Origin of the sequence: Paenibacillus sp. NPDC058367 (assembly GCF_042723305.1) — a bacterium.
Classification (GTDB): domain Bacteria; phylum Bacillota; class Bacilli; order Paenibacillales; family Paenibacillaceae; genus Paenibacillus_AQ.
The window spans coordinates 1105291-1128054 of record NZ_JBHXIZ010000002.1; the positions used below are offsets into that span (position 1 = coordinate 1105291).

A 22764-nucleotide genomic window follows, 5' to 3' on the forward strand; every position below is an offset into this window, starting at 1 on the left:
TTATCACGGTTTCCCCGTAACAACTCAGGTAGGAATTTCTTTTTAACCTTTAACAGATCCCAAGAGTACACCTTTGGTAAAATGCTTTTGCATAAATGGGTAAACGATCAAAATCGGAACTGTAGTCACGACAACTGCTGCCATTTGTATAGCGAACGTACTAACAGCTCCGGTATTGGCAAGCGAATCAGCACTTTGTGTTGCGACGTTAAGCAGGATGTTGCGCAAGATCACTTGAAGCGGCATTAAGTTGGAATCATTGATATAAACAATAGCGTCGAAATAACTATTCCAATGCCCGACTGCGTAAAATAAGGAAATTGTGGAAAGGACGGGCAAGGACAAGGGTAAAATGATCCGCCATAACGACTGAAGCTCACTTGCACCGTCTACCCTCGCCGATTCCTCGATTTCAGCAGGCAATTGCTCGAAAAAGCCTTTAATGATCACCAGATTAAATGCACTAATGAGATTTGGAATAATCAATACCCATGGACTGTTTAGCAATCCCAGAGAGCGGACTAGTAAATAAGTCGGAATTAATCCTCCCCCAAACATCATGGTAAAGACAATGAATAGTAAAAATGGGCTTCGACCCGGCAAATATTTTTTGGATAACGGATATGCCGCAATTACCGTAAAGAACACATTGAGAGCAGTGCCTACTATTGTTCGAAACAATGTAATTTTATACGCCTGCCCGATACCATGAGAAATGAATACTTCTTTATAGGCTAGAAAGGTAAAGGATTCTGGTATAATAACAATTCCTCTTCTTAACACTTCCGATTCTGGCGTCACTGAAACAGCAACTACATATAGAAAGGGTAGTAAGCAAAGTAGAGCTAGCAAAATAAGAATAAAATAAACGACGGCTTGCCAGACTTTCTCTCCGATTGTCAAATTGATCATATTGATAACCACCTCACCAAATTTGCCCATCGAATTTTTTGGCGAGCTTATTCGCTGCCAACACTAAAACAAATCCGATGACCGCTTTAAACAATCCCACAGCAGTAGCCAAGCCAATCTTAAGTCGCTCGAGCCCTTCACGGTATACCCATGTGTCGATAATGTCGATCTTCTCCTGATTAAAGCTGTTGGCAAACATGAATATTTGGTCAAAACCAGCATCCAGAATATGGCTTAATTTAAGGATCAGCATCAGAATCATCACGCCTCGAATGCCGGGAAGTGTTACATGCCATAGCTGTCTCCATTTGGAAGCGCCATCAATTCTAGCCGCTTCATATAAGCTTGGATCGATTCCTGCTAATGCTGCAAGGTACAATATCGCTCCCCATCCAATATCCTTCCATATTTCAGATAAGATGATCAGCAGTCTGCCCCAGGCAGGTTCCGTTAGGAATGAGATGGGTTCAACTCCAGCTTCCTTCAAAATCATGTTAAAAAGACCATCCCCTGGGGCTAATAATGCCACCATCATTCCATAAACAATGACCCATGATAGAAAGTGGGGTAAATAAGTGATCGTTTGTACGATTTTCTTAAACCATTGGGTATAAACTTCATTGAGCAGCAAAGCAAGTATGATAGGAGCTGAGAAACCGAACAATAGCTTATACAGCGATATGATTATCGTATTTCTCATGATGTCCCAGAAATAAACGCCGTTCATAAAATCTGTAAAATTTCTAAATCCCACCCATGGACTATCCCATAGTCCCAATGCTAGGTTATAGTTTTTAAAAGCAATAATGATTCCCGCCATAGGAACGTATTTGAATACGGCAAAGTAAAGTAATGCCGGGAACAAGAGAGCGTACATCACTTTATACTTTTTTATCGTTCTTATCCATGAATTTCGCTTTTTGGTGAGGGGAATGGCGTCCGCTGCCAATTTTGCTTGCATATCATCACCTCGTCTTTATTTATATTTGTATAATAGCATCCCACTACCCGAATAAATTTCTGTGATTTCAAGAATTTCTTATAAGATTTTAAGTAAGTACAGCCTTGGATAATTCCAATACAATAGGCATGATTGTCTTGATTTAAAGCTGTACAATAACTCTGACTCGAAAGTTTGAGTATAGACCAAATACAATCCTGAGGTCCCAAACAAAAAAAGCCCTAGAAAAAATTGGGCTTAATTCAATGAGACATGTTTTTTATATAATGCATCCACGTATTTTATTTTCCATTACTAAAAACTACATTCATGAGCAAAAAAGGCTTCCTCCAGCGTGGAAGGATTACCTTTTACTTCTCCAATGTTCCATCAGCAACGATTGTTCCATGCTTAATAATCATCACATCATCAACCGTCGCTGCATGCTCTTCCATTAGATGAATGGATAGTAACACCGAGTTTCCAGCTTCAGCCCGTTCTCGTAAGTTTAGACTTCTCATTAAATAAATCAATAGTGCTTATGACTGAGCCAAAATTCCTTTAACAAACAATGAGACACTGTGCTTGTAGAACTCTTCCTCGGTGACGAGTTGGGATTGATATTGCCGGTGAATCAGCTCGCTCATCTGAAATCCGTAGCACATTGAGAGAAAAGACATTGCGACAAGACGCTCATCCTGTCTGGCTATAACTTTTTTATTCTGCAAGCGTTGAAAATATTCAACCAGCAAGGAGTGAAGCTTCGCCGGCGGATCGGCCAGCACTCTGTCTAATTCGGGAAGCATTCCTTTGTCGCGGATGCCAATCAAAATGATGTCCGCATTTTTATGGAAAAACAAACGGTACTGCTGGCTTACATTCAGCAAATCGATTTCCGGGTTATCGGTCGCGTCCTCTTTTAACAGCTTCTCAAATTGCGGGATATCCGAATGTCTTTCAATGATGGCTTCCAATATGCCTTGCTTGCTTCCAAATTGCCGAAAAATCGTAGATTCATTGACTTTAGCTTCCGTTGCAATGGCTTTGGTGCTTACTCCCCGATAGCCATTCTTTTTGATGAGCTGTGTCGCGGCTTCAATGATTCTGTCTGAAGTTTGCATTGTATTTCTCCTTTTGCATATGTTAAACCTATTCTACTACAAGTTTTGCATATGCAGCAGGGTCGGGGTTCATCATTTTCATAAATGTTTATTTAAAGCAAATCGCTTCTTTTTTCCCAGCGGCTTGGTTCCGTAATCTTGACATGATCAGGCACCAATTGCGTGAGCGTGCCTAATTTATCAAATGTAATCTGGATTCGGTCAGAGGGCAACAGCCATTCTTCGGTCTCGATTGCGCAGCAATCCGGTATCGTCCCCATTCCTATAATTGTGCCCGGGAGTGGCGTGAAAACTTTGAGAACCTCCTCCATCACTTTTGCAGGGTGTGCAGAATACTCGGATGTGCTTCCCTTCCAGTGCAGTCTCTCCCCGATGCGTACATCCACATCCAGTGCCAGCGGGTTGTCGATTTCATCCGGCGTTACCAGAAATGGTCCTATTCCTTTGCTTCGATCGAAATCTTTGCAGCGCGTCGGTCCGGTCATCGCCTGGAAATCCGGCCACTGCACATCGCGGACAGTACTGTCGTTAAAAATAACATAACCTGCAATGCAGTTCCCCTTCCCTGTAACAAAGGCCAGCTCCGGCTCGATATCCAGGTAGGAAGAGTACGAAGGCCAATGAATCGTATCCCCATCGCCAATTAATGCATTATGGTTACACTTATAATAACTGAAAGTTACTTTATTCAGATCTTGCTGGAATTTTTCGGAAATTTTACGTGTAAGCTCTTCTCTTTCCGGCCCTGTATATTCTCTTTGCAGCAGATTTACGCCAGCATTTCTCAGATGTCTTGGCGTCAGCCCGAAATCGATAAGCGCAGCCGGATTCGGAACCGGCGGTAGCAGGTTTACCGCTGCAATCGGGCTGATTTCATTTTCATTGAATTGATGCAACTGTTCGACAGCATATTGCATCATTTCCTTAGCGGCATCATAACTTGCCGGCAAATAATGAAGATAGCTGTCCATACTTTCAAGACTGTCAACGAATGTTCCCTGCTTTTTCATGATTGCGGCAAAAGACACGACAAATTTCTCGTTAATTACAAGCCCAAACAAAGGTTCCTGGGATATTTTGGTTTGAAAGGTTACTAGCTTCATGTTGCAGCGCCTCCATACATGTAGTGTGATGTTGTTCTGTTACATCATATTACATGGAGCAAATGCATGCAAGTACATGCTTGCATTTATGTTTTCCACTCTCTATAATAAAGGCATGCTTTACCCCAAAAACATATACGCAAAGGAGAATTTTCATGAAGTATGGACGTATTATCCAAAAACCTCGCGTTAAATTTTTTGAAGTCGCAGATGGCGTCTTTGCCGGTATTTCGCCGTATCGCGGGATCAGTTGGGCCAATGCCGGGTTCATCAACAAGGGTGAAGGGCTGGTGTATGACACGTTCTTCGATTTGTTCCATGCACGGGAAATGCGGGAGGCTTTTAAGGAAGTAAGTAACGGTGGCTCTCCCGCATATGTGGTGAACTCGCACTATAACAGTGATCATGCCTGGGGAAACAAAGTGTTTGAAGATGCTTGCATTATTATGCACAAGGAAGCGTCCAGAGAGCGTCTCACCGAAAATATCGCCTGGATGGATAACGTCATCAGAAGAGGAAAGGATTCTCCGGAATCGACTTCGGGCGAGCGGTTTTTTGCAGCAGAATTTGAAGGATTCGACCTGGAAGGCGTAGAATGGGTGCTCCCGAGTATTGAGATAAAGGACGATATCAACATCCGTCTTGGCGATACGGAAGTTATGATTTACAACGTAGCTCCGGCCCACTCTGACAGTGACTTGCTGCTGTGGATGCCAAAAGAAAAAGTGCTGTTCGCCGGCGATGTCGTGTTTAACGGTTGTACGGCATACAGCGAAGAGGGAACCCACAATTGGGTTAAAGTGCTTGACCGCATTATTGATGAAATTAAACCCGAAATCGTTATTCCAGGACATGGCGCCATCTGCGGCCTGGACTTCGTGAAGGAGCAGAGAGACTACCTCCTGAACTTGATCAGCGAGTTCAACAAGCATTACAATGACGAAATTGATGCCTTGTCCCTGACCAAGCAAATTGATATTTCCCGCTTCCTTCATTGGATTCAGCCAGAACGCTTGTATGTTACAGTGGACATCCTATTGAAAAGCAAACGAGGGTTACCACCCCTTCCAATTTGGAACGAGGTGCCTGCTAAGCTGGAAGACATGAAAGCTTTTTTGGCTGGAAAATATGGCAATCAGATCAAGCCATGGGACCCTATGAGTGTTTGGCAAGAATAGCAATTTACAGCTAACCTATGAAAAACAAAAGAACGGCCCTGTCGCAAACGATGCGAACAGCGGCCGTTCTTTTGAATTGTTCAACGGAATTAAAATGGGCGCTTAGAACCGACTATGATCAACCCCAACTAGATTTGGAGAAGATTCCCGTTGTTTTAATATTTATTATTCCAAATAGCCTTTTGCAATTTTCATCAAAGTTTCTTTGCTTACTTTATTTATGTCTCCACGTAAAGTATAGGCGTATTTCACCTTTTTGTCTGGGCTCTCGTATACCCATTTCAGCTCGTGCGTCTGCGAAGGAGCAAATTCTGTATGCAGCATTTCTACTCCCTTCACTTGAACCTTCTCCTGCTTAAATTCAACCTTCTCGTCAATATACATTGTAGGATCGCTCTTTCCACTCAGATTAGTGATATTAACCCCGATTTTATCTTCGCCATTTTGATACGTAGCAAAGAGAAGGAAAAACTGATCTGTCATTTCAACCGGCATCATGGCATATCCCTGATTGGATTCTTCCGCCTGCTTTCTCAGCTTTTCTGCCATTTTCTTTTTTTCTTCCGAAGAAGGAGGATTCACTTCCTGAGCATTTTTAAAGATTACGTCCGCCTTTTGGAATGTATAATTTCCATTGACTTTGTCTGCGATCTTAATGGATTTATCCGTAATCTTATCTCTCAATTGAGAAAGATCTTGGAAGATAGTCACCTTCGTTCCAAGAATTGTTTCATGATTCGGATTATTGGCAACCATATAGAACAGCCCAGCTTCCCCGTTCTTTAGCACCTTATCCTTAAGTTCATAAAATGCCTTGTAACGCTCTATCTCATCTTTCGATTCTGTTTTTCCGTAATCTTTCGTCGATTTAGTCTCATATACGACTTCGCCATCCTTATTCGTCAAAGAATGATATTGAACTGCCGCATAACCTGTGGAGGCCATTAACATCATCCCTACACACGCAGTCAAAACAACTTTATATTTCATAAAAAACCTCTCCTTTTCTTTTGGCTTAGCATGTAATATTCTCATTACTTTTCCTGTCAAGTCGGCGTCGGGAATGCGCGGGTCATCAAACAGTCTTTTCAAATCCCGATCCCTGTCCATATTCATACACTCCCACTCCCTTCACTTGAGCATAATACTTTCGAAATTTTGCAGATGCACGTTCGTACTTTTTACGAAGGCTGGCACTGTTTTTGCCGAGAATCAATCCGATCTCCTGGTAGCTTTTATCCTCGACACAACGTAAGATTAACAAATTACGCTCTTCCGCCGATAATTTTGCCATGGCTTGATGTACGGATTCATCAAAATAATTGGCTTCAATATGCAAGTCGACTTCATTATTTTCTTTCTCATCCTGGTAAAAGAAAGGCAAATATTTCACCAACTTTCGCTTACGGATGATGTCGATACATTGATGGTAGGCAATCTTGTATACCCAGGCGCCAAAATCTATTTGATATTGGGTATATTTCTTCAAGGTGCGGAATGTCTTCAAAAATACTTCCTGTGCATTATCCTCGGCTTCGGCGTAATTACCCAGCATATGATAACAGTAGAGAAAAATCGGTTTTTGATAAACCTCCATGATTTTTTCGAATTTTTCTGTGTCCCCATCCAACACATCTGCAATGATCTGACTTAACTCCGTATCATTCAAGCTGTCTCCCCCCCTTTCACTCTATACAACGAAGAGCTCGACCCAAAATGTGACAGCAATTGTTCATGGATTAAGCCATAGCTAATTACTTCAAAGAGTATGCCATCATAAACCTTAGGAATATCAAGACTATGTATCATCACATTTTCTGTAGTAGATTCAAAGAAAAAACGGATTTTGGTGTTTACCTAAATCTTATATAAAAAACGAAAGGTGCCCTAAACAGCCATAAATTGGCTTTCTGGACACCGCAAGTGAATTAATCAGTCTTTTGTTTTAGATATTCATCTAGGTACGATTGTTGAAATAAAACTGTAATAAGTAGTGCTAGAACTTCATAAATCCATATCGTCAGTTACTCATGAGCAGCCCAATCGATTCGAAATTGTTTCTCTTGATGTCCATTTCCTTCTCCTATTAAACTGCATACTTTATTCTATTAACAAGAAGGGAGCTGAATGCAATGGGACTTAGTTTTCGTAACAATACGAGTTTAACTGTATATGTTGCTTTCGCATATTACTCCTCTGCAAGCTGTAATCAGGGCTCTAACCCCTTGATACCTTGGCCCAGCTGGTATGAAGCGGTAGGTTGGTACACAATAAATCCAGGTCAAACGGTAGAGGTATTGAGTGGGGCAGTCAACAATCGAGAGATATATTACTATGCTGAATCTACAGATAGGAGTCTTGTATGGTCAGGTGTTAACTATCTTACTCTACCGCAAAATGCTTTCAAACTTTGTGGTGGCGCAGGTTACTGTGATGCTCCGCTTTGTAGAAGGCTAGGATTGAGAAAAATCAGTATTGGTAACTTCAGAAATTATACAGTTAATATTGTATCTAGTAATATTCAAAGTCAATCTAAGTTTTTAAATGTCAACACAGCAGTTCCTGGTAAAAAGAAGAGTGTTGGCCGGAGTACCTCTCCTATTAAAGGTCTTCGAGTTGTACGGCCTGCTGCTGGCAGAAAATCTATCTCGAAACGTTAAGCGAAAAAATGCAGAAACAGTCTTGGACTTTCCTATTCAGTCCAAGACTGTTTCTACTTTTCAAATCATCACACTCCAACTTCTCCGATCATTTGCTGTTCGATTTGTTTCATCTCATAAAAATAGCCTTTTTGCCCCATCAACTCCGAATAGGACCCCGTTTCGACTACCCTGCCTTGGTCCATGACCACAATTCGGTCCATCTCTTCCAATCCGGTTAGCCGATGACAAATCAGGAGAAGCGTATCATTAGCCGCCTGTGCGTAGAGATGCTTCAAAACGTGATGCTCTGTCACATAATCCAGCGATGAAGTGGGTTCGTCCAGAAGCCATACCCGTCCTTTGCGGAGTATCACTCGCGCTAGAGCCAGCCGCTGCTTCTCGCCGTCTGACAGATTCTCCCCTTTTTCATACACCATATCGGTCAACGATTTATCGGGTAGCTGCATTTTAGCTAGTACCTCAAACAATTGTTCGTCAGTATATTCTTCTCCATTCAGCAGCAGGTTGTCCCGGATCGTTCCCCGGAAAAAATGACTTTGCTGAAATACCACATTAGCCGTTTGCCAAATGCTCGTCTCATCCAGTTCCTTCACCGAGATACCGTTTAATCGTATCTCGCCAGCCGTTGGTGTTCGCAGTTTGAGCAGCAATTCGATAATTGTTGATTTTCCTGACCCACTCGGCCCGACAATCGCCGTTTTGGAGCCAGGTAAAATGTGCAGGGACACATCCCTGAGCGCCGGTCTCCACTCCCCATCATATTGAAACGTAACATCGGATAGTTCCATCGTAACAGCATGATCAACAGACAATGTGCCACTTGGCTGCGAGGACTGCTCATCAAAGGTCTGAACTGTTTCCGTCAGTCGTTTGGCTGCGTGTTCGCTATCCTCTTTATAGGCGGGTAATGTGGCCATAGCCGTCGCTTCTTCAAATACGGTTTGTGATGCCATGACCAACATGGCAAGAAATACTCCTGCAAGCGCTCCTTCCATAATTAAATAGGCGCCGAGCGTCAGCACTCCCCAGGAAACGAGAAACGTAACAAAAGTGTGCATCGATTGCCCGCGCAACAAGTGCCCGGCTGCTCGTTGCTGTTCAGTTGCCAATACAGCGGAAGCGTGCTGAAGCTGTTCCTCCCGTTGTGCCAATTGACCGTATACTTTCAAATCCCGGAAACCGTACAACACTTCGGTAACTTCCGTAGATAGCTGCGCCCTCTGCTCACGAACGCGTCCATGTATTCTCCGCTGCCCGAGTAACACAATTCCCGGTACAACGAATGCCGTTATCAGCATACCTAATACAAACAAAACGGCAATCCAGATCGAATAGGTAGAAGTAAACAGCACCGTAGCCAAAAACACCATGACGACCATGATCGGAGGATAAGCGACTCGCAAGAAATAATTTTGTAAACTTTCGACATCCCCAACGATCCGCGCAAGCAGATCCCCGCTTCGATTTTTGTTCAATATACCAGGCGTTAAAGGAATAAGCTTGGCAAAAAAGGATGTACGTAAACGGCTAAGCATGGAGAATGTCGCCCGGTGAGAATATAAGCGTTCTCCATAACGACTCGCCGCCCGAAGCAGACCAAGCAGTTTGACCATCGAGGTGAGTACAATTAAAGTATAAAGCGGCGGCGCAAATACCGTTTGCGAAATTAGATACCCGCTCGCAGAAAAGAGTGCCACACCGGCTATGCCGGCGATAAATCCACCCAAAATCGAAAGAATGATATCCTTACGCTCCTGAATCATCGCCTTTGACAGAACGGCCAGTTCATTCATGAGGATATCCCCCCTTTCCGCTCTACATCAATCATCTCGGCATATTGAGGCAGGCGCCCCAGAAGCTCTTCATGCCGTCCGGAGTCCACCAACACTCCATTGTCCATAAACAAAATCTTGTCGGCTTGTTGAATCGTATATAATCGGTGAGCCACCGTAATCATCGTAGCCGTTTTTGCCAGTTTGGCTATGGAGCGTTGCAGTACCCGCTCGGTGTGCAAATCCAGTCCAACTGTGGGTTCATCAAACAAAATGATAGCAGGACGCTTCAAAAAAGCGCGTGCTAAGGCAAGCCGTTGCTTTTCCCCACCAGACAGTCCCCTGCCTCCTTCACCAACAAAGGTATCAAATCCATGCTCCAATTGGGCTGTAAGCGCAGTGAGTCCTGCTTCCTCCCCCGCCCGCTCAATTTCTGCCCTGGAGATGCTCCCACGAGCACCAATCGCAATATTTTCAGAAAATGTGCCTGCAAAAATATACGGATGCTGTGTAATGTAGCTAACATGTTCGAACCATTCAGTTTCATCGTATTGCGAGAGTGGACTACCATTCACCAGAAGCGTTCCAGATTCTGGTTTTAGCAGACCGGCAATGAGATGGAGCAAAGTCGTTTTACCGGAACCACTTTTACCTACAATCGCAATATGTTCTCCCGGTTTAAACTGGATCCGACCCGTCTCAAGCTTGAATGAATCTGGAGCATATTGAAACTGAAGATGATTTATTTCCATGGATGGCGGTACTGAAAGATCATTGGAATTTGCAATTTCCAATTTGCTTCCCCTGTCGACTCTATCCATGCTGTCGATCTCGTCGAGTCCATCGGTTGTTAATGCTTCTTCAACGCTATTCGCGTCCCTGCTCTCCCCTGCCGGTTCTTCAAGCATCTGTTCCACCTTACGAACCGCACCCATACTTGTCCGGCCACTGTGAAAGGCCGTTCCCGTATTCTTTAAAAGGTTGTAAAACTCGGGAACGAGCAACAACACGAGAAAGGCGGTGTGGAACGTCATAGATTTGAAAACAAGCAATTGGATGGCCAGCTCAAGAGCGACAATGCCAATGCTTAGCATCACGATCGATTCCAGCATGAAGGTATTCGTAAACGCAATCTTCAAAATGCCCATTGTGGCATCACGGTAACTAAGGCTACTGTGTTCAATTTTCTGTTGCTGACGGTGTGCCCGTCCAAATATTTTTAACGTCACCAGCCCTTGAAGAGAATCCAGAAAAGTACCTGAAAACTCGGCCAGCTGCGCATATTTTTCTTCGGATTTGTTCTTCGTTTTCAGCCCTACCAAAATCATGAATAGCGGGATGAATGGAGCTGTAAATAATAGAATGAAACCTGTGTTGGCATGTTGGATAAATGTAACGACCAAAATCAGAATCGGGATGATAGCAGCTTCCATCATACGCGGCATGTACTGACTGAAATAACTATCAGCCTCATCCACAGCATCAAGAGCAATACTGACCTTGCCTCCCGTCTGTCCACGAAGGGTGGAAGGCATGGAAGCATGGGTCAAGTTTTGCAGCACGGCTGCGCGCATATTTGTCTTGGCAGTGGCAGCCATACGCAAGCCAACTTTACCGTTTCCATATGACAACAATGTGCGTACAGCCATAACAGCCAGAAGAATGCCGAGCAACAGGATAACCGATGAAAATGAAGCTCTCTCCACAAAAATCCGTTGGACTGCTTCAGCAAGCAGTCCAGCCTGACTCACAATAGCTGTACCAAGCGCGAGCGAAAGGATCGCGAGGAGGGCCATATTTTTTCTTTGTGAAGACATTTGTTGAGAAATCAGACTGGATTTCCTCGGCACAGATCACACCTCCTTTATATATAGGCTTGTAGAGAAACCTCATACACGCCGTAATGGATCAATTAGCTTTATTTTTTCCCTTTTACATAATCCGCATCAAACAGGAAGAGCTTGAAGACCAGAATAAGGGATGGGATCAACAGGCACAGACCGCCGATAAACACAACAACTAACGCTAAGCCCATTGCTGGTGAAGTTGCACTGCTCTGAATCGTGATATACGGATCGAGAATATAAGGGTATTGCCCAATCCCATAAGCGAAAAAGGCACAGAAAAATTGCAGCATGATGCATATGAAAGCTAATCCGTAACGGCGTCCGTTATATAACAGCCACATCGCGATCATGAAGAAAGCAACGGAAAGTGCCAAGAGCCACCATAAATCCATCATATTTTGAAAATGCCGCTCATTGTGTTGACCCAAATAGATAAATGCTGTCAGTGCGAGAATTATCGTCGGTGTGCTCCAAAACAGGGCGTAGTTCCGCATCAGCTTCAACGCGGAATGATCCTCTGCACGAGATGCGTAAAAAGTCAGAAATGAGCCGCTTATGAACAAAACGGACACGATTGCCAGTCCAACGATGCTCCACGATAACGGATTGGTAAACAGCGCCCAGTAATCCAGAGAAACCGTCTCAGCCTGCTTCACAATAAAGCCGCCTTCAGACAAAGTAAGTGCCACTGACAACGAAGCCGGAATAAGCAGACCTGTAGCTCCGTACAAAAAAAGATATACTATGTTTTTCTTGGAACCATAATTTTCAAAAGCGTAGAACGAACCGCGAATCGCAAGAAGAATAACTGCAATACTTCCCGGAACAAGCAGCGCGGAGCCATAATAATAGGCTGTGTCCGGAAAAAATCCGACGATGCCAATATAGAAAAAGATAAAAAATACATTTGTAATCTCCCATACGGGTGATAAATATCGGGAAATCAGACGATTAATGAGATGATCCTGCTTCGTCAAACGGGCATAAAAGGCGAAGAATCCCGCTCCGAAATCAATGGAAGCTATAATTAAATAGCCGTACAAGAACAGCCAGAGCACCGAGATGCCAATTATTTCGTAACTCATCATTCAGTGCCCCCCTTTTCCACAGATTGATTAGGATGTTCCTTCATCCATTTCTCCATCTCAACTTCTGCCGGATTATTGTTGAACAAACGTCTTAGCACGATTACACACATACTGCCGAGTACGATGTACAAGAGCAATAAGGCGAAGAATATAATTCTTACATTCGGTGAAGTCGTGGCAGCCTCCTCTACACGCATATATCCACGGATAATCCACGGCTGTCGCCCAACCTCTGCATAAAACCAGCCCAGCTCTACAGCTAGAAAAGCGAGCGGTGCGATCAGTGCGATGATGCCAAGCATCCACTTGTTAAGCACATTGCGTTTTTTCCAGAACACAAACAGGAAGTACAGGACCGAAATCGCGAGCAGAGCAAATCCGATTCCAGCCATTAAATCAAACAGGTAGTGAACAAGAAGCGGTGGCCATTCTTCCTTGGGGAATTCCTCCAGCCCCGTTACCTCCGCATTAAAGTCTCCAAAGGCCAGGAAGCTGAGCACTTTCGGCAAATGAAGAGCCCCTATCACTTCATGCTCTGCATTCAGCCATCCCATTAGAACCAAGTCCACACCGCTACCCGTCTCAAAATGCCACTCTGCCGCTGCAAGCTTCTCTGGCTGATGCTCGGCCAAAAACTTGGCGGACACATCACCAGCTAATGTGTTCAGCAAGCTGAACAGCAAAACGACCGCCATCATGAGATTCAAGGATTTTTTGTGGTATGCGGACACTCCTTTTCTCAGCATCGCAAAGGCTGCAATCCCGGCTAACAAGGCAGCTCCTGTCAAATAGGCCGAGCTTAATACATGGAACACCTTGGAGAAGGTCGCCGTATTCAGCATCGCTTGCACCGGGTCAATCGCTGTGAATTGGCCCGCTTCCATGACAAAGCCTCCAGGCTGGTTCATGAATCCGTTCACCGTCGTAATAAAAACGGCAGACATGCCTGCCCCGGCGACAATCGGAATCGTCAACAGCCAATGGATATACGGATTTTTAAACCGATCCCACGTATACAAATAAATGCCCAGGAAGATGGCCTCAAAAAAGAACGCGAACACTTCCATGAATAACGGAAGTGCAATAACATTCCCAGCCAGTTTCATAAAATTCGGCCATACCAGGGCTAATTGTAGTGATATGGCTGTACCGGTCACGACACCAACCGCTACAGAAATGACAAATCCCCGAGACCATCTCTTTGCCATAAGTGTATAATGGGGATCCTTTTTGCGGATCCCGATGAACTCTGCAATAGCGATCATTAGCGGTATACCGACGCCAATCGTCGCAAAAATAACGTGGAACCCGAGAGTCAAGCCTGTCACCAGCCTGCTCCATAGCACCGTATCAATTGCCATTCTTTACTGCTCCCTTCAAACGCTGTTCATTTTTCGTCATAACTTGATGCTTATGATTAGGCCGGCTAATTCTGGGGCTGCATTCAATATCAGGTTTAGCAGGGCTCAGCGACATCGTTGCCTGTTCGTTTTAGTATGACGTTCCTCGTTCTTTGCTATGTAAAAAGAGAAAAATTTCACAAAGCAAGAGTTGGCGAGCCTGATTTACCTGATACTGAGCAGTCAAATTAATAACGTGACCTAATGATTAAAATCATCTTATCTTAAATTGCAAGTAATTCAATCACAGATATCTCTTAATCCCTAAATGTTCAAGAAAGGGTCAAATCTTTCTGACAACTCAGTGAATAACATAAAAAGAACCCAAAAGAGCTATTGATTCAATAGCGTATATATGATTTCACAAGTCTCCTCCTACTTCGATGTTAGAAAAAAACAATATTTCCTCATTTTAACCTCTAATATATACCCCCTTCTGCAACAAAAAAAACACTGACTCAAATCATCAGTGTTTTTGAATTAAAGCTAATGTCATCTTCGTCATGACAAATCTTTCTCCATTTCATATTGCTCGATGTATACGTCAAGACCAACACTTTGAAGGAAACGTATAGAATTTGTATCTCTTTTGTCTACATTATTGACGGTGATGATAGAATGTCTCTCTCCCATCCAATGAAATAAGGAACGCCCAAATCCCTGGTTTCTTTCTTCTCGCAAAATACCGAACTGTACAACTGCTCCGTTGGCCGATTTTATTACCGCGTATCCACAAATCTTATTCTCTTCCCTTATCGTGACCACATCGTATAAATGCGGATTTCGTAAAATTGCATGAACAGATTGTTCCCAAGAAGGTTCAAAATTCCAATAAGAATGTACCGATGTCCAATCGAATTCTTCCAGTCGAACCATAGTAATGAATGTATGTCTATGATCGTCCGGAAGGGTGACATCAATACGCCCCTTGAAACAAGCCAATTCTCTATGAATTTGAAATCCTATGGCGGTATACGCTTTTATAGCTTTATCATTCGTTTGAATCACTTCAAGCAAACACTTTTGAATATGAGCTTCTTTAAGGATGGGAAGAGCATGACGATAAATTTGTTCGACTAGCCGTCTCCCTCTATATAAAGGAACGACTCCTGTACCAGTATTAAATGCAGTACTTTCGCCGTTACGATCCCCGATGCCATGCATAACAAATGCAACCAGCTTCTCTTGATCAAAAGCACCAAACGACATCTGATAATTTACTCCCGCACCTGCAAATTTATCAGCTAAATACTCCGAAGAAACATGAAATGGAATTACATAATCGGAGAAGGCTTCGTTAAAGCAAGTTGTAAACTCTTGTAATTCAAGATCCTTAACACTTTTGATCAACATGTAGTTTTTTTCTCCTTTTCTTTTGGTACTAAGTTCTTAATCATCAGCCAATCTCCAATTCATCATTTAGTACGGCCATAGAAAAAAGAATACCCATCTGACTTTCCAAGCTTAGTCGTCTCCGTTCCGTCCACTATCTTGACCGCCTTCAGTAACGATATAATTTGTGTATTCATGAGCTTTGCATCAAATTTGCCCATCTCTCTATCTTCACTATCCACGAGCAGATAGTCGGGCATTGGAATGAAGCCAATCACCGGTATCCCTGCTTCAAATAAAGGCTGACTCTCTCCAAACTCAAACTTGTTATGTCCACGTAATAATACAGTACGTGTGCCGTCGGTGTTTTCAATAGCCTTCAGCCAAATGGCCGCCATCATTTCATTGCCCGCATAGGTATATTCTGTACTTATTTTTCCAGTTGGTCTATAGTGACCCGTATCATCGTCCTTCCACTCCATACTGCCTAAATGCTCAACCGTAATTCCAGCTACAGCTTTTATATGGCCTTTCTTGCCATCCCAGAGCTCTCGATGCCCCTCCATCCAAGTGGAAGTCGCCTGAGAAGATCCTTTGAAATCAGGTAATCTAAAATGGCCTGTCACAAAAGCGAAAATCATCGTACGTTCCGGCTGCTCCTGCTGTAAGTAACGAATCATGGACAGCATGCCCACAGCACCATTTTCCTCCACCACATTTATCCCATCCGTATGGGTATTTATGATAATCGCTTCATCTTTATTTTTCCCGTCAATTTTCACATAAAAGGATTCTGTTGGAGCATTTTTTTGTATTTCCGCTTCTAAAATAACCGTACCTTCTTTGTGCTCCTGGGCTGCACTGATCACCTTTTTCCCTTCCGTTTCATTGACCCAGATCGCAGGAATTCCAGCATAAGCTGTAGTAAAAGGCACATACTGCTTTTCAACCTTATCGTCGGATACCCCTTTCCAGACAACAACAACAGCTTTCACACCCATTTCCTTCGCTTGCTCCAATTTAGCTTCTTTTAAAGCTGTAGTGAGGACTAGATCGCCTTCATTTGGGGCAATTTGGCTTTCCATTGGAGAGGAATCCCGCATGTTCATAACGATCCCACTTGGGAAATTTCTGAAATTCTCAATTTCAATGACAGCAATTTTTCCGCTGGCCTGGTCATACTCACCACGCTTCGTATATACCAGCTCCCCTGTTACCCCATTTTCGTCAGTTTCCCCGGAATAAGGAAAAGCTGAAGAGATATGAATTGACTGCTGATCAATCATTAAAGAGCTGCTCTTTTCTTCCCATCGGTCAAAAGTATAGTGATCACGATAAACTTTCAGCCCCATATCTGTTACCTGTTGCTCCAGCCATGAAATAAATTGATTATGACCCTCAGATCCAGTTGTACGGCTTCCAAAAGAATTCATTACTTCAATATCCTTCAGCATCACTGCTGCAGAATCCAATTTACGTTCATCGATCGTCACAGCCGCATCAGTTGGTAATGCCACAGGTGTTGTAATAGGTTTTGCATAGATTCCAATACCCCAAAGTGCAGTAACGATAAGAGCAGCAATGCTGATTAACACTTTACGAACCACTATCAATGGAGTGACTCTACTGCGCACCTTTTGTCCAAAGAGTCCTCTCCATATGCCCGCTACGATCAGCAGCAAGATAGAAAGCGCAAGCAGCCAAAATTCTCTTGTCAGTAAGTACAACCCTTCTGCCACCATCGCACTAATTAACACCACATGTAACTTTTCACGCTTCTTTAAAAGTAAAAAAGAGATGCCTAATTCCGCTAACAAAAGGGTAATGGTCACTATCGAGATTACCGTTTCTTTGCCAATGAATACCGTAGCACAAAGTGCTAGGATCAAAAGCAGCCCCGCTGACAATCGTCTATATAAGTTTTCTAACATGACGCCCTCCCATTTTATCTACTACTATTTTGACATTACATTTGTAATGCCTTATGGTTTTAGCATATTGAAAAGACTCATGTAAAACAATAAAACGAACACCAGAATGTACAAACGGAGGGGATATGTCATCTCAAATCATGAATTATACAGTCCGAATACCTCTCAGCATCGTTCCAATAAAGAAACCAACCGTTTGACAAGAGAAGCCATCTGCACGGCATTAGTATACTTGATCCAGGAACAGCCTTTTAACAAAATCACCATCACCGATATTGTGAAGCGTGCAGGGGTCTCTCGAACGGCCTATTACAACAACTATTCCTCCAAGCAAGAGATCCTGGTGGATTTGGTCGATTCGCTTATTTTCGAAATTAATCAAAAACTCTTACCTTACACCAATGAATTAACAGGCAAAGCTAAAGAACCTCAAAAATTTATCAAAGTGCTTTTTGAAGTTATTTTTCAGCAGCGGAACATCTACAAAGCACTTCAGAGTGCAAAGTTTGATGATGTAATTCTGGATTGCTTGAATGAAATGATGCTTTCTACTGCTCATGACAAAAGCGACGAGAATGTGTACCGAATATACTTTAAAGCGGGGGCCCTCTATAATGTTCTCCTTAAATGGATACAATCAGACTTTGCAAAATCCATTGACGAAATGACCAAAATTTGTCTTGAGGTATACCATACTCCAATGTCCCAGGAATAAGGTTTAAAAATCGTGTTTATAAATGAAAAAACAAAGAAACCACGGAACCAAGTTCGGCTCCGCAGTTTAATTATCAACCCTACTATTGAATTTGAATTTGTTTCATGTATTCTTTGAATGCCTCAGCGATTTCTTTGTATTTTGTATGATGCAGATAATGTGAACCTTCCATTGGGATCATTTTGCCCTGTGCGGATTGTTTGACTTGCTCCTCATGCAGCGGAATCCACTGTTTATTGTGCTCGTTATTCGATTGAACGAAGAGAAGCAGCGGCAAGTCATTTGGCATTGTGATTTTTTCTCCATTTTTGAAATTGGAACCGAGGTGGCCCAGTTCATTCATCAACGTTGGATTGGTCGCGACTTGATTCGAAATCAAACGCATCTGTTCTTTGGTATGCTCATCGAACGCAAGCGATTCATAGGGATCTCCGCTCACTTTTTGGACCAATCTCATTAGACCTGATTTTTGAAGAAATTTCATGGCGTTCAAAGGTAATTTGACATCCATTCCGGGTTGATTGGGAACGCTGCTATCGATGCCGACAAAAGCAAGAACTTCATCCGGATATGTGTTCACATAGGTCGCTCCGTAAAGTCCCGCGATGGAATGTCCCATTAGAATGTAACGGTCTAAACCCAGTTGCTGCACTGCTTCGTGAACCTCACTTACTATATTCTCAGTCGTTCTCTCCTTCTCGGTTTCATCGCTCAAACCATAACCGAAAGGCTCGACCACCACGACTTTATAATTAGGGGTAATTTCATCGATCAGCAATTTGAAATCAAGTGCAGGCGTCGGGGTTCCTTGTCCCGGTAGGAGTACAACCGTTTGTTCTCCGCTGCCTTGAATAAGCACATTCATTTTTTTCCCATCCACATTGACATACTGGCCATACGATTCGATTTTCTTTTTCTCTACCCCATCGCTAATAGAATCAACGATAAAAACGATGCCCATGAACAGCACGAGCGCCCCTACAATACCTCCGATTATTTTTAACCATAGGTTCCGTTTCTTGTGGCTCTTAGTCCCAGTTGTTTTTATTTCTACCTTATTTGCCACGTTCATCTCTTCCCTTCCTTGTCTCTGTATCTGAAGTGCCGCCTTGACGACATATTCAAAGTGTAATCAACTAAGATGTACTCATCGTGACGACAATATGAACGGAATATGAACAAGTCAAAAAGGAGGCGTTATATCTGAAAGATATAAGCACCTCCTGGATCAACAGCAAATAGGTATGCAACACCTTGGAATACTTCTTACAAGATTTAAACGCTCATCGTATTATTTGTTGACGGTTACCTTGATGATATCACTTATGGTCTCTCCCGCTGCATTAACCAGCTCCGCCCGGTATTCATAATTGCCGGAAGCGCGACCAGTGACGTCAGTCGTAGCGCTCTGCGCCGAAGGCGTGTTGGCGTTTAGCGCTTGCGTGTCGATCAGTTGCCCGTTCTCATAAAGGCGGTACTCTGTGGCATTAGTGCCCCACCACAGATTCATCGTTACTTTATAAGAGCCATCTCCGTCCCAGTTGTCATGGGCCAGGACCGGCTTGCCCGGTGCGGCATCGCGGATCGTCACCGTGAGCGGCTGGCTCTTGGTTGTGCCGTATTTGTTGGTTAGCTCCACTGTGTATATATAGGTGCCATTCGGCTTACCGTAAAGCGCTGTGCTTGCCGTCTGCGCGGAAGGAGATACATCCTTCAGAGACTTGGAATCGATCAGTGTGCCATTCTCATAAAGTTTGTAGCTGGTAGCGTTATTGCCCCACCAGAGGTTCATGGTGACGGTAAAGTTACCGTCACTGAGTCCATAACCGTAGCCGCTGTTCGAAGACAACACTGGCTGTCCAGGTTTGTCAGTTGCAAGCGCCGCTCCGCCAGTAATTTGGAACGTGTAGCTCTTTTCGGCAGTGTTGCCTGCGGCGTCGGTCACGACGTAGTTTACAGTATGGGACCCGGCACCCAGCTCCGCAGCATTCAGGGTCTGTCCGTCAGCTATGGGCTGTCCATCCAGCAGAAGCTGCTTGGAGGTGACGCCAGACAGATTATCTTCGGCAGCCAATACAAACTTAAGCTGGGCTTCCTCCTCCACATCGCCAACCGCATGACCGGACTCCGTCAGCTCCGCTGTCGGTGAAACCGTGTCGATATTAAGGCTCAGTGTCTTAGTTTCTTCCACCTTTCCCTTGCCCGAAACCGCATGATAAGACAGCGTATGCCGTCCATCTTTGCTTACGGCCAACGGAGTGCTGTATACGGCTTCCGCACCGCCGTTCAGCGAGTAATAAACTTTAGCTGTATCAGAGTCGGCCTTCAGGGTAACTTCGGTGGGCTGGTTCAACCAGCCGGCAGCGTTCGGATTTACCGACAGGGTTGCCCTCGTTACCGGAGCCCCCACTTCTTCCACAATGCTGAAGTCTCCGAGACTTCTAGGTTTTAGTTGGTATACGTCTTTGAAGATCGCGGCTACGCCCGTAATATCGAGCTTCTGTCCTTCCGCATAAGGGAAGCTGTCTTTCGTGATGCCCGTCCGGGCATCCACCCGGATGTGATTGCTTGTCCCGTCATCGGCGATGGCGTCAAATTCAAAAGAACCGCTTGGAGTGGCTGTGATAATATTCGTCACTTTCACGTCTTTAAGCTTGAGCAGCTGACCTTGATTGGTATCGTTCACAGACGGCACGTCAACTGACTCGGGCAGCTTCGCAGTGCCGGTCTTCTCGATCTGCACAACTTCGGTCAACTCTAGCTCCGAATTGTACAGCGCCGTGGACGCTGTTACCTTGACCGTGTCGCCGGCATGGAAGCCACTTTGGCTCTGGTAGACATAAAGTCCGCCGGTCTCATCCTGCAGATAAAAGGTTTGCCCGCCGAAAATACCCGGCTCAGTCGTTACGATCCCCTCAACCGTCACCAAGAATCCAACAATCTTGGTCCGGGCTTCGCCGATGGAAACGGTCGCTGGAATCGGATCTTCCTCGTCCGGAAGCGGTTCTGCTGGGACGTTACCGAGCGTTACTGATTCGGTCTTCAGGTTCGTTCCGTTCTGGCGCAGACGCAGATTGGATGCAGCCGTGGTGCCCGGTTTGATCTGCACGGTCAGATCTTTGTAGGCATGGCCGTTCAAGTCTGAAGTCAGGCTAAAGTTGGCGCTGTAAGCATAGCTACTCGGCCAAGTGCCGTCACTGTTCTGGATCTTGGCGATCTGGGCACCGCTACTCACCTGGTAGATACCCAATTGGAATCCTGATACGCTCGTATTGGCAGGGAGATTATCTGCGCTGACACGAATCTGGAAATCCTGCGCGTTCGGTAGCACCGTTTGGTGCGTGAAATTGTACACCGCACTTGCAGTAGCCGCCGGTCCACCGTAAGAGCCCGCCTTGTAGCTGGTGCGGTCAAACCATTTGTAGCCGGCATTCGGAGCGGCCCATGGCTCTGGCTGCGGCTCGGTGGAAAGCGCCGGCTCTTCGAACGGCAGCAGCTGCGTCGGCTGATCCAGCGTCAGGCCACTTACCTTGGTGAAATCCGTATAGCTCTCTTGTTCGGCGAGCCAGTTAACGGTGTTCACCAGGAGCTCAGCATCGTCAGCCTCCTTGAAGCCATCGTAAGTCGTTTTTTTGGCACCGGTATCCTCGCGCAAATACTTCGGTGTGGCATCCTCGACTGGGGAGGAGTCGCCGAGAAAGGCGGCTTTGCCGGCACCTTTTTTCGCCACGGCCACATAAGGACCTTCCGCTACGCCGCCGCCATTGTACACACCTTGGTCCACGGCGTTGCCCCAAGCATTGTTGGTTTTCGGTAGATAGACGATGCCCTTCGCCCGTGTCGGGTCGAGGATTGCCAGCGTGGAGCCGGCATGCATGGCTACACTTGATACTCCTGATGTAATACCGAAGGCCTGATCGGGAGCCACGATGTTGGTCGCGTTAATGTCACCTAGCGCATTGAAGCGGAACCGGACACCGAACTCTTCCGCCAGCCAATCGGAGCTGACCACGCCTTGCATTGCCGCGGAACTGGCCTCTTCGGTGCTCATGCCTTTGGCTGGGTTGTCCCAAGCTCCACGGCGGTAACCGTTGAATGCCTCATTGCCGTCCCAGCGGTTCTTATTGCGGTCCGCATTGTAATGATCGCCGATGAAGAAGATGCTGCCGCCATTCTCCACGTATTCCGCCATAGCTGCCTGCTCGCTGGATTTATATGGAATGTTAGATTCGGCCACGACGAAGACGTCATAGCTGGAAAGATCGCCTAGCGTAATCGGAGTGGTCTTACGAAGCTCTTTAACGTAATAGCCTTCTTGCGCAAGCGCATTGCCAAAATCGGAAAAAGCGCCATCAATAACCCAGTCGGCCGCTCCGGCCGTCTGCGCGTGGGTATTGTCAAACAGAATTTTCTGGCCTGCATGCTCGTTGACCACTTTGGCTTCAATGAATGGGGCGGGGTCGCTTGGCCCCTCAGCGTATATCGCCGAGCCGGCTCCGAATGCGAACAAATGCAGGGGTACGGCAACAGATGCAACCAGCATGCTTTTTAGCAGCTTCTTATTCAAACCTGAACGCTTCTCCTTCATATTCTTCCTCCTTAAGATATAGATCGGTGGATTTTTCCATAATTGTCCACCGCTTTCGTCTAATATGCTATCTCATAAGGATTAGGAAAAACATAGATTTTTGTAAAGTGTTGTAAATTTATACTTTCGGCCTATACAGTGGGTGAAAACAAGGTCGAATCTTGGATATAAGCT

General features: G+C 44.8%; 18 protein-coding genes. 3 read left to right on the plus strand and 15 right to left on the minus strand.

All coding sequences use genetic code 11. The annotated features are described in order from the left end of the window. Positions 1-42 precede the first annotated feature (42 nt). From ACFWMP_RS16015 to ACFWMP_RS16035, 5 genes are all read right to left on the minus strand, one after another. Positions 43-912: a carbohydrate ABC transporter permease gene (locus ACFWMP_RS16015; protein ID WP_042188438.1), complete on the minus strand. Its 870-nt coding sequence runs from the start codon at positions 910-912 to the stop codon at positions 43-45. A 13-nt stretch (positions 913-925) separates the two neighbouring features. Continuing rightward, positions 926-1873 (minus strand): ABC transporter permease, encoded by a 948-nt coding sequence (locus tag ACFWMP_RS16020; protein ID WP_042188436.1) that lies wholly within the window; start codon positions 1871-1873, stop codon positions 926-928. Positions 1874-2223: 350 nt separating this feature from the next. Next, entirely contained in the window at positions 2224-2373 is a 150-nt protein-coding gene (locus tag ACFWMP_RS16025) for a hypothetical protein (RefSeq protein WP_231573272.1), read from the minus strand. Between the two features lie 18 nt (positions 2374-2391). Continuing rightward, the gene (locus tag ACFWMP_RS16030) at positions 2392-2973 is read right to left on the minus strand and encodes a TetR/AcrR family transcriptional regulator (RefSeq protein WP_379424215.1); all 582 of its coding nucleotides are present in this window, start codon (positions 2971-2973) and stop codon (positions 2392-2394) included. Between the two features lie 92 nt (positions 2974-3065). Beyond that, positions 3066-4076, minus strand: a complete 1011-nt coding sequence (locus tag ACFWMP_RS16035) for a fumarylacetoacetate hydrolase family protein (protein ID WP_379424216.1) — start codon at positions 4074-4076, stop codon at positions 3066-3068. Positions 4077-4231: 155 nt separating this feature from the next. Between ACFWMP_RS16035 and ACFWMP_RS16040 the strand changes: the two genes are divergently transcribed. Next, positions 4232-5254: an MBL fold metallo-hydrolase gene (locus ACFWMP_RS16040; RefSeq protein WP_379424217.1), complete on the plus strand. Its 1023-nt coding sequence runs from the start codon at positions 4232-4234 to the stop codon at positions 5252-5254. Positions 5255-5419: 165 nt separating this feature from the next. On the opposite strand, the gene ACFWMP_RS16045 is transcribed toward ACFWMP_RS16040, so the two are convergent. Next, complete coding sequence (locus ACFWMP_RS16045; RefSeq protein WP_339241155.1) at positions 5420-6244, minus strand: hypothetical protein; 825 nt, start codon at positions 6242-6244, stop codon at positions 5420-5422. A gap of 85 nt (positions 6245-6329) precedes the next feature. After that, positions 6330-6923 carry an RNA polymerase sigma factor gene (locus ACFWMP_RS16050; RefSeq protein WP_042188431.1) on the minus strand — a complete coding sequence of 198 codons (594 nt, stop codon included), beginning with the start codon at positions 6921-6923 and terminating at the stop codon, positions 6330-6332. A 463-nt stretch (positions 6924-7386) separates the two neighbouring features. Between ACFWMP_RS16050 and ACFWMP_RS16055 the strand changes: the two genes are divergently transcribed. Beyond that, positions 7387-7914: a DUF1036 domain-containing protein gene (locus ACFWMP_RS16055; protein ID WP_379424218.1), complete on the plus strand. Its 528-nt coding sequence runs from the start codon at positions 7387-7389 to the stop codon at positions 7912-7914. A 68-nt stretch (positions 7915-7982) separates the two neighbouring features. On the opposite strand, the gene cydC is transcribed toward ACFWMP_RS16055, so the two are convergent. The 6 genes from cydC to ACFWMP_RS16085 form a co-directional block, all read right to left on the minus strand. Beyond that, entirely contained in the window at positions 7983-9710 is a 1728-nt protein-coding gene (gene cydC / locus ACFWMP_RS16060) for a thiol reductant ABC exporter subunit CydC (RefSeq protein ID WP_379424219.1), read from the minus strand. Then, complete coding sequence (gene cydD, locus ACFWMP_RS16065) at positions 9707-11506, minus strand: thiol reductant ABC exporter subunit CydD (RefSeq protein ID WP_371915718.1); 1800 nt, start codon at positions 11504-11506, stop codon at positions 9707-9709. The genes cydC and cydD overlap by 4 nt, the downstream gene beginning before the upstream one ends. A gap of 101 nt (positions 11507-11607) precedes the next feature. Further along, positions 11608-12624, minus strand: a complete 1017-nt coding sequence (locus ACFWMP_RS16070) for a cytochrome d ubiquinol oxidase subunit II (protein WP_042188427.1) — start codon at positions 12622-12624, stop codon at positions 11608-11610. Continuing rightward, the gene (locus tag ACFWMP_RS16075; RefSeq protein ID WP_076283693.1) at positions 12621-13985 is read right to left on the minus strand and encodes a cytochrome ubiquinol oxidase subunit I; all 1365 of its coding nucleotides are present in this window, start codon (positions 13983-13985) and stop codon (positions 12621-12623) included. Before ACFWMP_RS16075 ends, ACFWMP_RS16070 begins: the two co-directional genes overlap by 4 nt. 540 nt (positions 13986-14525) lie before the next feature. Then, positions 14526-15377 (minus strand): GNAT family N-acetyltransferase, encoded by an 852-nt coding sequence (locus ACFWMP_RS16080; protein ID WP_076283694.1) that lies wholly within the window; start codon positions 15375-15377, stop codon positions 14526-14528. Positions 15378-15439: 62 nt separating this feature from the next. Continuing rightward, the gene (locus ACFWMP_RS16085; protein WP_379424220.1) at positions 15440-17287 is read right to left on the minus strand and encodes a hypothetical protein; all 1848 of its coding nucleotides are present in this window, start codon (positions 17285-17287) and stop codon (positions 15440-15442) included. Between the two features lie 106 nt (positions 17288-17393). On the opposite strand from ACFWMP_RS16085, the gene ACFWMP_RS16090 reads away from it, so the two are divergent. Then, a complete protein-coding gene (locus tag ACFWMP_RS16090) occupies positions 17394-18002 on the plus strand; it encodes a TetR/AcrR family transcriptional regulator (protein ID WP_379424221.1) in 609 nt (202 codons plus the stop codon). 82 nt (positions 18003-18084) lie between these two features. On the opposite strand, the gene ACFWMP_RS16095 is transcribed toward ACFWMP_RS16090, so the two are convergent. Both ACFWMP_RS16095 and ACFWMP_RS16100 read right to left on the minus strand, forming a co-directional pair. Further along, entirely contained in the window at positions 18085-19074 is a 990-nt protein-coding gene (locus tag ACFWMP_RS16095; RefSeq protein WP_379424222.1) for an alpha/beta fold hydrolase, read from the minus strand. A 219-nt stretch (positions 19075-19293) separates the two neighbouring features. Beyond that, positions 19294-22590 carry a chitinase N-terminal domain-containing protein gene (locus tag ACFWMP_RS16100; protein WP_379424223.1) on the minus strand — a complete coding sequence of 1099 codons (3297 nt, stop codon included), beginning with the start codon at positions 22588-22590 and terminating at the stop codon, positions 19294-19296. Positions 22591-22764: the final 174 nt, after the last annotated feature.

Bases quoted from the DNA above. Each gene is read 5' to 3' on its own strand.
- ACFWMP_RS16030 (WP_379424215.1), bottom strand. From the start codon at position 2,973: ATGCAAACTTCAGACAGAATCATTGAAGCCGCGACACAGCTCATCAAA.
- ACFWMP_RS16045 (WP_339241155.1), bottom strand. From the start codon at position 6,244: ATGAAATATAAAGTTGTTTTGACTGCGTGTGTAGGGATGATGTTAATG.
- ACFWMP_RS16035 (WP_379424216.1), bottom strand. From the start codon at position 4,076: ATGAAGCTAGTAACCTTTCAAACCAAAATATCCCAGGAACCTTTGTTT.
- ACFWMP_RS16055 (WP_379424218.1), top strand. From the start codon at position 7,387: ATGGGACTTAGTTTTCGTAACAATACGAGTTTAACTGTATATGTTGCT.
- ACFWMP_RS16095 (WP_379424222.1), bottom strand. From the start codon at position 19,074: ATGAACGTGGCAAATAAGGTAGAAATAAAAACAACTGGGACTAAGAGC.
- ACFWMP_RS16080 (WP_076283694.1), bottom strand. From the start codon at position 15,377: ATGTTGATCAAAAGTGTTAAGGATCTTGAATTACAAGAGTTTACAACT.
- ACFWMP_RS16075 (WP_076283693.1), bottom strand. From the start codon at position 13,985: ATGGCAATTGATACGGTGCTATGGAGCAGGCTGGTGACAGGCTTGACT.
- ACFWMP_RS16040 (WP_379424217.1), top strand. From the start codon at position 4,232: ATGAAGTATGGACGTATTATCCAAAAACCTCGCGTTAAATTTTTTGAA.
- ACFWMP_RS16100 (WP_379424223.1), bottom strand. From the start codon at position 22,590: ATGAAGGAGAAGCGTTCAGGTTTGAATAAGAAGCTGCTAAAAAGCATG.
- ACFWMP_RS16070 (WP_042188427.1), bottom strand. From the start codon at position 12,624: ATGATGAGTTACGAAATAATTGGCATCTCGGTGCTCTGGCTGTTCTTG.
- cydC (WP_379424219.1), bottom strand. From the start codon at position 9,710: ATGAATGAACTGGCCGTTCTGTCAAAGGCGATGATTCAGGAGCGTAAG.
- ACFWMP_RS16085 (WP_379424220.1), bottom strand. From the start codon at position 17,287: ATGTTAGAAAACTTATATAGACGATTGTCAGCGGGGCTGCTTTTGATC.
- ACFWMP_RS16020 (WP_042188436.1), bottom strand. From the start codon at position 1,873: ATGCAAGCAAAATTGGCAGCGGACGCCATTCCCCTCACCAAAAAGCGA.
- cydD (WP_371915718.1), bottom strand. From the start codon at position 11,506: ATGTCTTCACAAAGAAAAAATATGGCCCTCCTCGCGATCCTTTCGCTC.
- ACFWMP_RS16015 (WP_042188438.1), bottom strand. From the start codon at position 912: ATGATCAATTTGACAATCGGAGAGAAAGTCTGGCAAGCCGTCGTTTAT.
- ACFWMP_RS16025 (WP_231573272.1), bottom strand. From the start codon at position 2,373: ATGAGAAGTCTAAACTTACGAGAACGGGCTGAAGCTGGAAACTCGGTG.
- ACFWMP_RS16090 (WP_379424221.1), top strand. From the start codon at position 17,394: ATGTACAAACGGAGGGGATATGTCATCTCAAATCATGAATTATACAGT.